Here is a 13,431-nt window from a genome sequence, read left to right on the forward strand (position 1 = left end):
TGCAAAAGTTCGGTGGTCGCTCGCAGGCGGTGACGGCGTCGTCACTCGCCGGGTCGCGCGTCGAAAAAGAACGGGATGCGGTGTCTGCTCAGTCGTCTGCGGGCGTCGCGCCGCTTCCGCCTTCCTGCTCGTACTGCTCTTTCGTGAGGCGGAGTTTGCCGCCGGCCTTGAGGATACGACGTTCGCGCTCGGAGGCGTCGAGCGTCGCCGTCGCCTCCCAGTCGTCGTTCACGCGGACGGTGAACTCGGTCTCGCCGGCCTCGACGGCCTCCGCGACGTCCGTGACGACTTCGACGTCGTCACCCTGCTCGAACTTCGCGTACGTCTCCTCGTCGATTGCGAGGGGCAGGATACCGAAGTTGAACAGGTTCGCCTTGTGGATGCGGGCGAACGACTGCGCCAGCACGGCCTCGATGCCGAGGTACTGCGGGCACATGGCCGCGTGTTCGCGCGAGGAGCCCTGGCCGTAGTTCTCGCCGGCGACGAGGACGCCGGTACCGGAGTCCATCGCTCGCTGTGCGAACGTCTCGTCGACGCGCGAGAGCGTGAACTCGGAGAGCTTCTCGATGTTCGAGCGGTATTTGAGGATGTCCGACGTCGCCGGGATGATGTGGTCCGTCGTGATGTTGTCCTCCATCTTCAGGAGCACTTCGCCGGCGATGTCGGCACCGAGCGGTTCGCCGATGGGCGCGTTGCCGATGTTCGGCCCTTTGACGAGTTCGTCGTCGACGGCTTCCTCGGGCGTGATGAGGTCGGCTTTCGACCCGTCGTACGCGTCGGGGAGTTCGATACCGGGTGCCTCGAGGTCACCGAGTTCGTCGGCGAGGTCACGCGGGTCGATGATTTCGCCTTTGATGGCCGCCGCGGCGGCGACTTCCGGCGAGCAGAGGTAGACGTTGTCGTCCTCGATACCGGAGCGACCCTCGAAGTTGCGGTTGAACGTCCGCAGCGAGACGGAGTCGGAGGCGGGGACGTGACCGATGCCGATACAGGCACCGCACGTCGCCTCGGAGAAGTTGACACCGGCGGCCATCATCTCCGCGGTCCAGCCCTGACGGGCCAGAATCTCGGAGGCCTGCTTCGAACCGGGTGCGACGATCATCTCCGTCTTCTTGTTGATCTCTCGGCCTTTGACCATCTTCGCGGCCGGGAGGATGTCCTCGTAGCCGCCGTTGGTACAGGAACCGACGATGACCTGTTCGACGGACTCGCCCGCGACTTCGCGGACGGGCACGACGTTGTCGGGCATCGACGGCTTCGCGATGAGGGGTTCGAGGTCCGAGAGGTCGATGGTGATCTCGTCGGCGTACTCGGCGTCCTCGTCGGGGGCGAGTTCGACGTACTCGTCTTCGCGGCCCTGACGCGCGAGGTAGTCTCTCGTCTTCTCGTCCGTGCCGAAGATGGACGAGGTGGCACCGAGTTCGGTACCCATATTGGTGATGGTCGTCCGTTCGGGGACGGTGAGCGTCTCCGCGCCGGGACCGGTGTACTCGAACACCTTGCCGACGCCGCCCTTCACGGAGAGACGGCGGAGCATCTCGAGGATGACGTCCTTCGCCGTCGCCCACTCGGGCAGTTCGCCTTCGAGGCGGATGTTGACGACTTCCGGCATCTCGACGTAGTACGCGCCGCCGCCCATGGCGACGGAGATGTCGAGGCCGCCGGCACCGATGGCGAGTTGGCCGAGGCCACCCGGCGTCGGCGTGTGCGAGTCCGAACCGAGGAGCGTCTTGCCGGGCGCGGCGAAGTTCTCCTTGTGGACGTTGTGACAGATACCGTTACCGGGACGCGAGAAGTGTGCACCGTACGTGCCTGCGGCAGAGCGGAGGAAGCGGTGGTCGTCGGTGTTCTTGAAGTCGAACTGGTAGGTCTGGTGGTCGCAGTACTGCGCCGCCAGTTCCGTTTGGACTTCGTCGAGTTCCAGGGCCTCGAACTGCAGCCACACCATCGTACCGGTCGTGTCCTGTGTGAGCACCTGGTCGATCTCGATCCCGATCTCCTCTCCGGGGACGAGTTCCCCTTCGACGAGATGGTCGTCGAGAATTTTTTCCGTAAGCGTCTGTCCCATAACGTGCCGAAGTCGACTGTCTACGATTATAAATCCCGCGTGTTTGAGGTCGGAGGTATGTCAATAATATGCATATCTGTATCTACATAGACAATAGTGAACGTGGCCGGGGGCGAGCGATTCGTTCACGGAGGCGTGACTGACGGGCGCGGTTCGGCCGCCGAGACTACTCAAAAAATTGCCAGTATCGCACACTCACCGCGTCCGTGCGAACCCCGAGAGCGACAGTTCTTTGCACCGCCTCGAACGCTCTCGGGTATGTATCGTTCCGGGGCGTTCGTCGCCGAACACGTCGAACCGATAGCCGACGAGCAAGTACAACCGAACGGCGTCGACCTGACGCTCGATTCGCTCTTCGAGCAGGTGTCGCCGGGCCGACTCGGCGTCGAGGGCAAGACCATCGGGGACAGAGAGGCAATCGATGCGGGCGCGGACGGGACGTATCTCCTGCCGCCCGGCGGGTACGTCCTCCAGTACGCCGAGACGATTCGCATCCCCGACGGACACGTCGGCTTTCTCTACCCACGTTCGTCGCTCATGCGGAACTCCTGTATGCTCAACACGGCCGTCTGGGACGCCGGCTACGAGGGGCGCGGCGAGGGCCTGCTTCAGGTCCACCACGACGTCGAACTCGAAACCGGTGCCCGCGTCGCACAACTCGTCCTCGCGCGCGCTGACAACGAGGAGTTGTACGACGGGAGCTATCAGGGAGAGAGACTTTCGGAGGCGAAAAGTAAATCCCGGTAGCCTGTTTCGGTACGACTCACACGCTCTCGCGGCCGCGTTCCCCCCGCGACACTCCGCCCGATGACTACACCACCACCGGAGATATACCGGCTCATCCTCCACGAGACGCCGAATCCGACCGTCGTGACGGACGAGTCGTTCGCCATCGTCGACCTCAACGAGGCGTGCGTCGAGTTCACGGGCTACTCGCGCGAGGAGATGCTCGGAACGCTCCCGATGTTCCTCGTGAACGACCCCGACACGTACGAGGAGATGACGGACAGTCTCGCCGAGGGCGACTCCTGGGAGGGTGAACTAGAGGCGGTGACGAAGGCGGACGAACGAGTCTTCGGTCGCGGCGCGACGTTTCCGCTCCGCTCGGAGGGCGAACTCGTCGGCTACGCGGGCATCTTCGTCGACCTCTCGGAACGCCGTCGAAGCGAGCAGACGGTGAACGTGCTGAACCGCGTGCTCAGACACAACATCAGAAACGACGCCAACGTCGTCGGCGGCGTCCTCGACACGGTTCGCGACGCCCTCTCGGGGTCGGACCGCGACCTCGTCGATATGGCCGTCCAACGCGTCGAACGCCTCCTCGACAGGGCGGAGACGGCCCGTGACCTCCACGAACTGCTCGAACGGACGCCGGCCTCGCTGGTCCCGAGAGACCTCTGTTCCGTCGTCGAGGGCGCGGTGGCCGACGCCGACGACGCCGACGTGACGCTCCACGTCGACGTCCCGGACGGCCCAGTGTGGGTCCTCGCGGACGACGCCCTCGCCCGCGGCGTCGACGCCGTCGTCGAGAACGCCGTCGAACACAACGCGGGCGACGACCAGAACGTCTGGCTCACCGTCGAGACGACGCCCGAGGCCGTGGTGTTCACCGTCGAAGACGACGGCACCGGTATCGACCCGGCGCGCGTGGAGTACCTCTTCGGTCGGCGAGAGGACTCGCAACTCAGACACGGGCAGGGACTCAGCCTGTTCTTCGTGGACCGACTCCTCGACTTCTACGGCGGGGCGGTCGTCTACCATCCGCGCGACCCGAACGGATGCCGCTTCGAGTTGCGGTTTCGCCCGGTCGACCCGTCGAGTGACTCCTCGTAACGTCCCGGTTACTGACTCTCTGTTCGGAGAGCAACTTGCTTCATCGTCTCACCGCGCGTCTCTCCCCTGTCATGGCGAAGAAGACACTGCTCCGATTCGGTCACTGCGTTCCGAACGCCCCCGCGGTCGACGTGTGGGACGGGGACGAGACGGTGCTGTCCGGAGTGTCGTTCGGGACCGTCAGTGGCTATCTCGAACTCGCCAGCGGCATCCACTCGTTCGCGGTCACGCCCGTCGACGGCACCCGAGCGGACGCGCTCTCGACGGCCGAACTCGACCTTCGGGCGGACCGCGCGTACACGCTGACGGTGGCGGGGATGCTCGACACCCTCACACCGATGGTGTACGAGGACGCCCCTCCGGGCGAATCGATTCCCGCGGCGTCCTGCGACGTCCGACTGCTGCACTGTTCGCCGAACGCGCCGACGCTCTCTCTCGCGGTGAAGGGCGGGCCGACGGTCGTCGAAGGCGTCTCGTTCGAGGACGAGACGACCTACGAACGCGTCGACGCGGGGACGTACGACCTCGAACTACGCGCGGTCGACTCCGACGACGTGCTCGCGACGCTCTCGGGCGTCGACCTCGCCGGGGGAACGGCGCGTTCGATGGTCGTCATGGACCTGGTGGCCGGTCTCCGAGTCGAGGCGGTGACCGACGTGGGCACTCCCGCGTCGACCGTGGCCGACGGACGCGCCGCGGCGCGCTAACCGGGTCCGTCGTCGAGGAGGTCGCCCCTCGCGTCCCGCCTACCGACACTACGTACCTGTTTGGGCCGTTCTCGCCCGCTGTTACGGAGGCTTCCACAGACCCGGGCTACCCAAAGGCACATTTACGACCACCTCCAAACCCCGGTAGCAGATGTCCAGAAGTCCCTCGCTTCCAGAACGTCCTCGGCTCGACCTCGACCCCGAGATGTCGGATGCCGAGCGCTTGTCTGCACTTCGGCAGCATTTCGAGCGTCTCACAGAGGTCAACCAGGAACTCGACGACCGCCTCACCGAGGCGACCGACCGTCGCGACGACCTGCAGTCAGAAGTCGACCAACTCAAGCGTCGAAACGAGACGCTGAAGACGTCGTCGCTCTACATCGCGACGGTCGAGGAGGTCACCGACGACGGTGTCGTCATCAAGCAACACGGAAACAACCAAGAGGTGCTGACAGACACGTCGCCGCACCTCGAAACCGAAGTCGAAGCGGGCGACAGAGTCGCCATCAACGACTCGTTCGCCATCCAGGCCGTCCTCAACGACGAGACGGACGCCCGCGCGCAGGCGATGGAAGTCGACGCCTCGCCCGACGTCACGTACGACGACATCGGCGGCATCGACGACCAGGTGCGCGAGGTGCGCGAGGCCGTCGAAGACCCCCTCTCGAACCCCGAGATGTTCGAGAAGGTCGGCGTCGAACCGCCGTCCGGCGTGCTCCTTCACGGCCCGCCGGGCACCGGGAAGACGATGCTCGCGAAGGCCGTCGCCAACGAGACGGACGCGACGTTCATCAAGATGGCCGGCTCCGAACTCGTCCGCAAGTTCATCGGCGAGGGCTCCCGACTGGTTCGGGACCTCTTCGAACTCGCGGCCGACCGCGAACCCGCCGTCATCTTCATCGACGAGATAGACGCCGTCGCCTCGAAGCGCACGGACTCGAAGACGTCCGGCGACGCCGAGGTCCAGCGAACGATGATGCAACTACTCAGCGAGATGGACGGCTTCGACGAACGCGGCGAGATTCGCATCATCGCGGCGACGAACCGCTTCGACATGTTGGACGAGGCCATCCTGCGTCCCGGCCGGTTCGACCGCCTCATCGAGGTGCCGAACCCCGGCCCCGAGGGCCGCGTGAAAATCCTCGAAATCCACACGCGCGACATGAACGTCGCCGACGACGTGGACTTCGCGGAACTCGCCGAGGAACTCGACGGTCACTCCGGCGCGGACATCGCCTCGCTGACGACCGAGGCGGGGATGTACGCCATCCGCGACGACCGCACGCAGGTCCGCCGCGAGGACTTCGACGACGCCATCGAGAAGATGCGCGACACCGAGGCGCAGACGACGATTCCGGGACACACCGACTACCAGTACTGAGGGACACGCTGGGCCGTTCTCGGGTCGCTCTCCGACCGGCGTTCCGTAACCCCTTATTCTCCGCGGCGACGTTCTCCGACGATGAACACCATCTACGTCGTCCGCGGCGTGGGCACCGCCCCCACCGAGATGGCGTCGTACGACGCCGCACTCGCGGCCGCCAACGTCCACAACTACAACCTCGTCGCCGTCTCCTCTGTCGTCCCCGCCGACGCGACGGTCGAACAGGTCGACACCGCACCGGACCTCGGTCCGGCCGGGAACCGCCTCACGGTCGTTCAAGCGCGGGCGACGACGGGCGGCGTCGGCACCGTCTCGGCCGGACTCGGGTGGGCCACCGGCCCCGGGCCGGGCCTGTTCTACGAGGCGTCCGGGGAGGACCCCGAGGGCGTGCGCCGGGCGGTCGAACAGGGTCTCGAAGCGGGGCGCGGCCTCCGCGAGTGGACGTTCGACGACGAACGGGTCGCACTCACGACGGCGGAGGCGGACGGCGAAGGATACACGACGGCAGTCACGCTCGCCGCCTACGGACCCAGCGAGTCGATATTCTGAGTCACCTCACGCCTCGACGGACCGTCGTCGACGGCGGGTGTCTCCCCCTCCGACGGACTTAACTGCCGCGTTCCCGTAGGCATCACGACTCATCCTCATGAACGGAAACAACCCCTACGCGGGCGCGCCCGGTGTGGTAGACGCAGGTCGACCCGAGGAGTCCGAACTCACGCCTGCGCAGGTCCGACGGCTTCGCGAGGCCGTCGCGGGCATCGTCTCACGGACGCAGACGTACCTCCCGGACGGCTACGCCGTCGGGTCGGAACTCTCGTACGGGTCGAACGGACCGCAGGCCACCGTCGCGGTCCACCCGCCGGTCGGCAGACCCATCAGCGCCGGGTTCACGCCGGACCAAGACGACCTCGACACCGGTCTCACAGACGACGACAGAGACGAGGTCGCTCGCGGACTCGCCGCCTCCGCGGCGTTTCAGGTGATGAACGCCGTCGGCGACGACCTGACGCCGACGGCGCGGTAACGCGGTCGTCGCTCCTCTCGGGCCGTCGGCCGGCCCAGTCGCTCGCGTCTCTCCTGTCGTGCGATTATCTACCGCTGGCACCCGCAGGGTTGATACTGCTGTACCGAGTACGAACCGCCGTGTCTACTCCTCCTCCACCGCTAGCCGACGGCCTCCCGCTCGTGGGGCGAACGTTCGACCTCATGCGCGACCAACTCGGCCTGCACGACTCGGTCGTCGCCGAGTACGGGGACGTCGCTCGGCTCGAAACCCTCGGGCTCGGAGAGTACTGCCTGCTCGCACACCCGGACCACATCCGGCGGGCGCTCGTGGAGACGCCCGACGCGTTCGGCAAGACCGACGACTTCGGTATCGCGTTCGGGCAGAGCATCGGCGCGGCGGAAGGTTCCCAGTGGGAACGCCAGCGGGCGGCCATGGAGGAGTTCTTCTACCCCGGTCGGATTCGCTCGTACGCCGAGGAGATGGTTCGACTCACCGAACGGCGCGTCGCTCGGTGGCACGACGGGCAGCGAGTGTCGCTGCACCACGAGATGAGCCGTGTCGCGCTGGAGAACTTCTTCGGGACGGTGTTCGGCCGAACGCTCGACCCCGACGGCGACGAGGTCATCCATCGGGCGGCGAGCGACCTCAACCTCTGGTTCGAGCCGACGTCGTTCGCCCTTCCCAACTGGGTTCCGACGCCGGCCCATCGTCGATTCCACAGCGCGGTCGAGCGGTTAGAGGCGGAGGGAGAGGCGTTGCTGGCGGAGCGTAAGGCGGGAGACGGCGGTAACGACCTGCTCTCGACGCTGGTCGAACTGCGCTCCGACGGCGATGCCGCGCTCACGGACCAAGAGATCGTAGACCAGGTCACCGGACTGGTGTTCGCCGGCTACGAGACGACCTCGCTCCTGCTCTCGTACGCGCTCTCTCTCCTCGGGACGCACGAGGTGGTCAGAGAACGGTTCCACGCGGAACTGGACGACGTCCTCGGCGGCGACCCGCCGACGCTCTCGAACGTCGGCGACCTGCAGGTCACCGAGCGTATCGTTCACGAGACCCTGCGGCGGTATCCGCCGGTTTTCATGCTCCCTCGGGTCACGACGCGGCCCGTCGAACTCGGCGGCTACCGCCTTCCGGACGGGATGCGGACGCATCTGTCCATCTGGTCCGTCCACCGCGACGAGCGGTTCTGGGAGGACCCGGAGGAGTGGCGACCGGCGCGCTGGCAGGACACCTCGCCCGCCGACAAAGGATGTGCGTACGTTCCGTTCGGTGCCGGACCGCGCGCCTGTCTCGCTCGCCGGTTCGCACTGCTGGAGGCGACCATCGTGCTCGCGACGGTGGGCCAGCAGTACCGCGTCGAACCGATTCGAGAGCTAGAACTCGACCCGGTGATGACGCTCCAACCCGCTCACGAACTCCCCGCGAACCTCCACCGGCGGCGGTCGGAGACGACGTGAGAAATCAGTCCGTTCGTGCGGTCTGGCGCGGCCGCCCGACCACCGAACGCCTCCGACCGGCGACGCGAGTCGGCTACTTGCCCCAGAACGGGTCGCGCTGACGGTGTTTGTCGAGGTAGCCCGTGAGCGCTTCCAACTCGTCGGCGGGAATCTCGTCGGAGAGTTCCTGTTCGAGAATCTTCGCGTGTTTCTCGGGTAACTCCGTCCACAACTCGTCGCCCTCCTCTATCTGCCGGCCCACGGTGGGGCCGTCGATGGCGATGGAGACGCGGTTGCCGGCGCGAACCTCCGAGACGTCCTCGCCCTGTTCTTGGATGCCGGAGAGGTCACCGACGCGAGTGGGCTTGCTGCCGACCCACTTCACGACGTTCGTGTTGTTCTTGAGCGTGCCCGAGAGCACCTCGACGCCGACGACGGCGGGGCCGGACTGGCGGAACACGTGGTCTTCGAGGATGCGGAACCGGCACGGCCGGATAATCTTGTCCAGCACCGTCTCCTGCTGGGCGCGCTTTCGCTCCTCGACGAACTCGGTGTACTCCTCGACGAGTTGGTAGATGACGTCGTCGCGGAACAGGCGCACCTCGCCCGTCTTCTCCAGTTCGTCCTCGGCGTTCGAGAGGACGTCCACGTTGAAGCCGAGGATGACCTTGTTCTCGTCCTCGCGGGCGGTGGAGGCGACGGCGACGTCGCGCGGGGCGATGTCGCCGACTTCCGCGCGGAGGATGGGTATCTCGGCCTCTTTCAACGCGTTCGCCATCGCTTCCAGACTGCCGAGGGTGTCTGCCTTCACGACGACGCCCTCGTCGGCGGTTTCGACCTCTATCTCGGCGAGTTCGGAGGTCACTTCGTCGATGACTTCGTCCACGTTCTGGTCGCGAACGACGCGAATTGGCGCGCCGGCCATCGCGTCGTCCAAGTCGGGGGCGGCTATCTTCACCCCGGCCGCGGCGCGGACTTCCTCGACCTTCTCGAACCGCTTTTCGGTTCGAATCTCGGCGTTCGGTCGGGGTTGCAGGAGGGCGCGGACTTCGGTGACGATGGGGCCGTTGACGCCGCCGACGACGATGGTGTCGTCCTCGCGGACGCTGCCGTCGTAGAGGACGACGTCCGTCGTCGCCCCGAACCCGCGTTCCTCTTTCACTTCGAGGACGGTTCCCGCGCCGGGTCCGGAGACGTCGATGGCCATCTCCTCTTTCATGTAGCGCTGCGAGAGGCCCATGAGGACGGCGAGGAGGTCCGGAATCCCCTCGCTCGTGATGGCGGAGATGGGGACGACGCCGATGTTCTTCTGGAAGTTCTGGACGCGCCAGTACAGGTCGGCGGAGAACCCCTCGTCCGAGAGGTTCCCGATTATCTCGTAGAGCTTCTCGTCCAGTCGTTGGCGGGCGTTCTGCGACTGGTTCTCGTACGTCTGCTGGATGGGCGACCCCTCGTTGGGGTTCCATCCGGCCGTCGTGTCTATCTTGTTCGCGGCGACGACGAACGGCGTGCCCGTTCGCTTGAGGATGTCGAGGGCCTCGATGGTCTGCGGTTGGAACCCGTCGTTCACGTCGACGACGACGATGGCGATGTCGGCGAGTGCGCCGCCGCGCGACCGGAGCGTCGAGAACGAGTGGTGGCCGGGCGTGTCGATGAAGAGCAGACCGGGCAGGTCGAAGTCGTCGGGGTTGACGAGACTGCCCGCCATCTCCGAGACGGTGTCTAAGGGAACCGCCGTCGCACCGATGTGCTGGGTGATGGCTCCGGCTTCGTCGTCCGAGACCGCAGAGCCGCGAATCTTGTCGAGCAACGTCGTCTTTCCGTGGTCGACGTGCCCGAGAACTGCGACGATAGGGGTTCGGAGTGCGTTCGATTCGGTCGTCGAAGGGGCGTCGGCGTCGGTGTCAGACATGAAAATCACTCCGAGAAGTGCTGTACTGATAGGCGGGCGTCGCCGCAGTTAAGTCCATCGTCACGGGCTGGCGCGTGTGCACGCGAGACGGTGACACGCCCCGGATTTCGGTGAAATTACAGCTCCGGCCGACCCGTCAGACGGTCGTCGGACGGCCCCGTGGCACTTATGTGACCGTGGTCGAATACCTCTCGTCATGGCCGACGTACTCGCCGAGAATCTCTCGGGAAAAGCCGTCATGGGTTCTGACGGGACGGAACTCGGAATGCTGTACAACATCACGATGAACATGAAGACGGGCACGCTGCACGACCTGTTGGTGTCGCCGCACGAGGAGATTCGCCCCGAACAGTTCACCTTCGACAGAGACGAACAGGGCCGGTTCCAGGTCCCCGTCTCCCGCGTCCAAGCCGTAAAAGACTACATCGTCGTCCAACGATAGCTACGTACAGAAATCGCCGATGCAGGTTCTCGACTCTTCCGCGTTCATCCACGAGTACCACACGGACGACCAGACGGCCTCGATTCCTCTCGTCGGAGAGGAACTCGAAGGAGAGGCTTCCTTCCGCTTCGACGCGATGGAAGGGGCGGGGATGCACATCCACATCCCCGCGTCGGGCACCGTCGAGAAGATTCAACGGGCCGCCGAGGAGACGGGTGACCGAGAGACGCTCTCGGACACCGACATCCGTCTGCTCGCCGCCGCCTTCGAACTTGACGCCACCCTCGTCACCGACGACTACGCGATGCAGAACGTCGCCGAACGGGTCAACGTGCAGGTGAACGTCATCGCACAGGACGGTATCGACGAACAGCGTAACTGGCGGTTCCAGTGTCAGGGCTGTGGCCGCGAGTTCGACGAACACAAAGACCGCTGCCCCATCTGCGGCACCGACCTCTCCCGAAAGAACCCGGCGTAACCCACTTTTCGCACCGTGATTATCTCACCGCCGCGAGCGACGCCTACAGCTACAGCAGTCCGACTGCCAGCGCGTAACTGACGCCGAACTGCGCGGCGTTGTAGAGTCCGTGAGCGACGACGGGGACGACGATGCTCTCGCTCTTCTCGTAGACGACGCCCAACACCGCGCCGAGGACGAGGACGACGCCGAGCGAGACGAGTGCGCCCTCGCCGGTGAAGGAGGTGGCGTGGACAGCGGCGAACGTCGCACTCGACGCCGCGACGGCGAACGGAACGCCGTACTCTCTCCGAAAGAGCCCCTGCACGGCCCCCCGGAAGACGAGTTCCTCCGTCGGGGCGACGAGGAGTATCGTCACCGGGATGTAGTACAGAAACAGGACGGGTCGACCCTCCGCCGTCCCGGCGACGGCGCTGTCGCCGCTGTCGATTCCCAGCGCGGTGAGTCCGTAGCTGATGACGAGATAGAGTGCGAGGAGGACGCCCAGTCCGGCGGCGGCCCAGTAGGCGTCCCGCCCCGTCGGCCGCCGGAGGTGGACGAGGCTCCAGTTGTCCGTCGCCGTCAGGTAGCCCGCGGCGGCGACGCCGAATCCGACGAACTGGAGTGCGCTGACGAGTGCCGTACCGAGCGCACCCGAGGGGTCGACGCCGACGCCCCGCAGGAGTGCGGTTCCGAGCGAGACGAAGACGAGCGCACAGAGGATGACGAGGAGGACCACGACGGCCGCACCTCCGAACGCGCGGACGGGTGCCGAGAAGTTCGTCTGGGGGTCGGAGGACACGTCGGATGCCATGTCGTTCCCGACGCTACGCGACGACGGCGAATAGGGGTGCCGATTGCGGCTTACTCCACGAGCAGGCGCGTCTTGTCCGCGACGGCGTCGGCTTCCTCGAAGTCGCCGCCGCCGAGCAGTCCGCGCGCGGCCCGTTTACCCCACTCGACGGCCGGTTGGGTGAACGTCGAGACGCCCGCGAGTTCGCCGTAGAGGACGCAGGCGGCCTCCATCCCGTAGAGCAGTTCGCCGAGGCCGCGTTCGTCCACGCGGTCTATCTCCACGCGGAGGTTCGGGACGCCCGCCGCGGCCAGACTCGCTTCTGTCGCCTCGAACTCCGCGTCCAGGAGGTCACCGAGGGACGACCCGCCGAGATACGCGAGGCCGTCCAACTCCGTCTCCGGGATGGCTCGGTCCGCCCTCTCGGTCGGTCGGACGAGCGTCACGAGTTTGTCGCGCGGCCCCGCTCGGTAGAGTTGCAGTTGCGAGTGCTGGTCCGTCGCGCCGAGCGCGCGGGCGGGCGTCTGTCCCAATCCGTCTTTTCCGAGGCTCTCGGCCCACAGTTGCGCGAACCACTCGGCGAAGTACTCCAAGTCCTCGCTGTAGGGCATCATCGCGTTCGTCAGCGCGCCGCGGTTGGCGAGGGCGTACGACGTCGCTCCGTAGGCGTACGCGGGCGACTCGAACAGCGACCCCGAGAGGCGACTCGCCTCGTCCCGTGCCCCCGCGAGCAGTGCGTCCACGTCGTGGCCCTGAATCGCCGCGACGGCCAGTCCGACCGTCGAGAGCGCGGAGAACCGACCGGGGACGCCGTCCGGCACCGGAAGCGAGGGCAGGTCGTGTCTCTCCGCGAGGTCACGGAGGTTGCCGGACTCGCCCGTCGTCACGAACGTCCGCTCGGTCCAGTCGACGCCCGCGTCGGCCATCGCCTCGCGGACGACGAGGAAGTTCGCCAGCGTCTCCGCCGTCGTCCCCGACCGGGAGACGACGTTGACGACCGTCTCCGACAGGGGGAGCGTCGAGAGCAGGCGCGTGACGTGTTCGGGGTCGACGTTGTCGAGGTAGTACGCGTCGGGGTCCTCGGGGCCCGAGAGCGCCTCCGAGAGCGTCGCCGCGCCGAGTGCGCTCCCGCCGATGCCGACGGTGACGACCGCCTCGGGGGAGTCGAACGGGTCGACCGCGGTGCGAATCGCGTCGGGGTCGGCCGTGTCGGGGAGGTTCAACGCCGCGTAGCCGTGTTCGGCGTCCGCGCGGCCCGCTTCGATGGTCTCGTGTGCGACCGCGACCTGTTCGTCCAACCGTTCGAGCGACGACTCCGACACGCCGGGCGTCGAAGCGAGTACGTTACCGAGGTCAACTCGCATACGCAGAACGCCGACGGCGGCGG

At 66.3% G+C, this 13,431-nt stretch carries 13 protein-coding genes; 9 read left to right on the plus strand and 4 right to left on the minus strand.

The genetic code is table 11. The features are described 5' to 3' along the window. Positions 1-88: 88 nt before the first annotated feature. Complete coding sequence (locus BM282_RS09415) at positions 89-2,068, minus strand: aconitate hydratase (protein WP_089879868.1); 1,980 nt, start codon at positions 2,066-2,068, stop codon at positions 89-91. A gap of 258 nt (positions 2,069-2,326) precedes the next feature. On the opposite strand from BM282_RS09415, the gene BM282_RS09420 reads away from it, so the two are divergent. From BM282_RS09420 to BM282_RS09450, 7 genes are all read left to right on the plus strand, one after another. Then, on the plus strand, positions 2,327-2,815 hold the full coding sequence (locus BM282_RS09420; protein ID WP_089879871.1) for a deoxyuridine 5'-triphosphate nucleotidohydrolase: 489 nt from the start codon (positions 2,327-2,329) through the stop codon (positions 2,813-2,815). A gap of 60 nt (positions 2,816-2,875) precedes the next feature. Next, positions 2,876-3,901 (plus strand): PAS domain-containing sensor histidine kinase, encoded by a 1,026-nt coding sequence (locus BM282_RS09425; protein WP_089879875.1) that lies wholly within the window; start codon positions 2,876-2,878, stop codon positions 3,899-3,901. A gap of 71 nt (positions 3,902-3,972) precedes the next feature. Then, positions 3,973-4,608, plus strand: coding sequence for a DUF4397 domain-containing protein (locus tag BM282_RS09430; protein ID WP_089879878.1), 636 nt, complete (start codon positions 3,973-3,975; stop codon positions 4,606-4,608). Between the two features lie 151 nt (positions 4,609-4,759). Next, the gene (pan2, locus tag BM282_RS09435) at positions 4,760-5,989 is read left to right on the plus strand and encodes a proteasome-activating nucleotidase Pan2 (RefSeq protein WP_089879881.1); all 1,230 of its coding nucleotides are present in this window, start codon (positions 4,760-4,762) and stop codon (positions 5,987-5,989) included. A gap of 81 nt (positions 5,990-6,070) precedes the next feature. Beyond that, positions 6,071-6,541, plus strand: a complete 471-nt coding sequence (locus BM282_RS09440; RefSeq protein WP_089879884.1) for a pyruvoyl-dependent arginine decarboxylase — start codon at positions 6,071-6,073, stop codon at positions 6,539-6,541. Between the two features lie 97 nt (positions 6,542-6,638). Then, a complete protein-coding gene (locus BM282_RS09445; RefSeq protein WP_089879887.1) occupies positions 6,639-7,019 on the plus strand; it encodes a DUF5811 family protein in 381 nt (126 codons plus the stop codon). 119 nt (positions 7,020-7,138) lie between these two features. Beyond that, on the plus strand, positions 7,139-8,461 hold the full coding sequence (locus BM282_RS09450) for a cytochrome P450 (RefSeq protein ID WP_175501469.1): 1,323 nt from the start codon (positions 7,139-7,141) through the stop codon (positions 8,459-8,461). A gap of 73 nt (positions 8,462-8,534) precedes the next feature. On the opposite strand, the gene infB is transcribed toward BM282_RS09450, so the two are convergent. After that, a complete protein-coding gene (gene infB / locus BM282_RS09455; RefSeq protein WP_089879891.1) occupies positions 8,535-10,352 on the minus strand; it encodes a translation initiation factor IF-2 in 1,818 nt (605 codons plus the stop codon). A gap of 196 nt (positions 10,353-10,548) precedes the next feature. Between infB and BM282_RS09460 the strand changes: the two genes are divergently transcribed. Beyond that, positions 10,549-10,794: a PRC-barrel domain-containing protein gene (locus BM282_RS09460; RefSeq protein ID WP_089879894.1), complete on the plus strand. Its 246-nt coding sequence runs from the start codon at positions 10,549-10,551 to the stop codon at positions 10,792-10,794. Between the two features lie 19 nt (positions 10,795-10,813). Beyond that, complete coding sequence (locus BM282_RS09465) at positions 10,814-11,272, plus strand: NOB1 family endonuclease (RefSeq protein WP_089879897.1); 459 nt, start codon at positions 10,814-10,816, stop codon at positions 11,270-11,272. A gap of 49 nt (positions 11,273-11,321) precedes the next feature. Here the strand turns inward: BM282_RS09465 and BM282_RS09470 are convergent, their stop codons facing one another. Both BM282_RS09470 and BM282_RS09475 read right to left on the minus strand, forming a co-directional pair. Then, positions 11,322-12,065, minus strand: a complete 744-nt coding sequence (locus BM282_RS09470; protein ID WP_089879900.1) for a CPBP family intramembrane glutamic endopeptidase — start codon at positions 12,063-12,065, stop codon at positions 11,322-11,324. 50 nt (positions 12,066-12,115) lie between these two features. After that, positions 12,116-13,408, minus strand: a complete 1,293-nt coding sequence (locus tag BM282_RS09475; RefSeq protein ID WP_089879903.1) for a glucose-6-phosphate isomerase — start codon at positions 13,406-13,408, stop codon at positions 12,116-12,118. Positions 13,409-13,431 lie beyond the last annotated feature (23 nt).

It is taken from the genome of Halogeometricum limi, assembly GCF_900115785.1.
GTDB classification, from domain to species: domain Archaea; phylum Halobacteriota; class Halobacteria; order Halobacteriales; family Haloferacaceae; genus Halogeometricum; species Halogeometricum limi.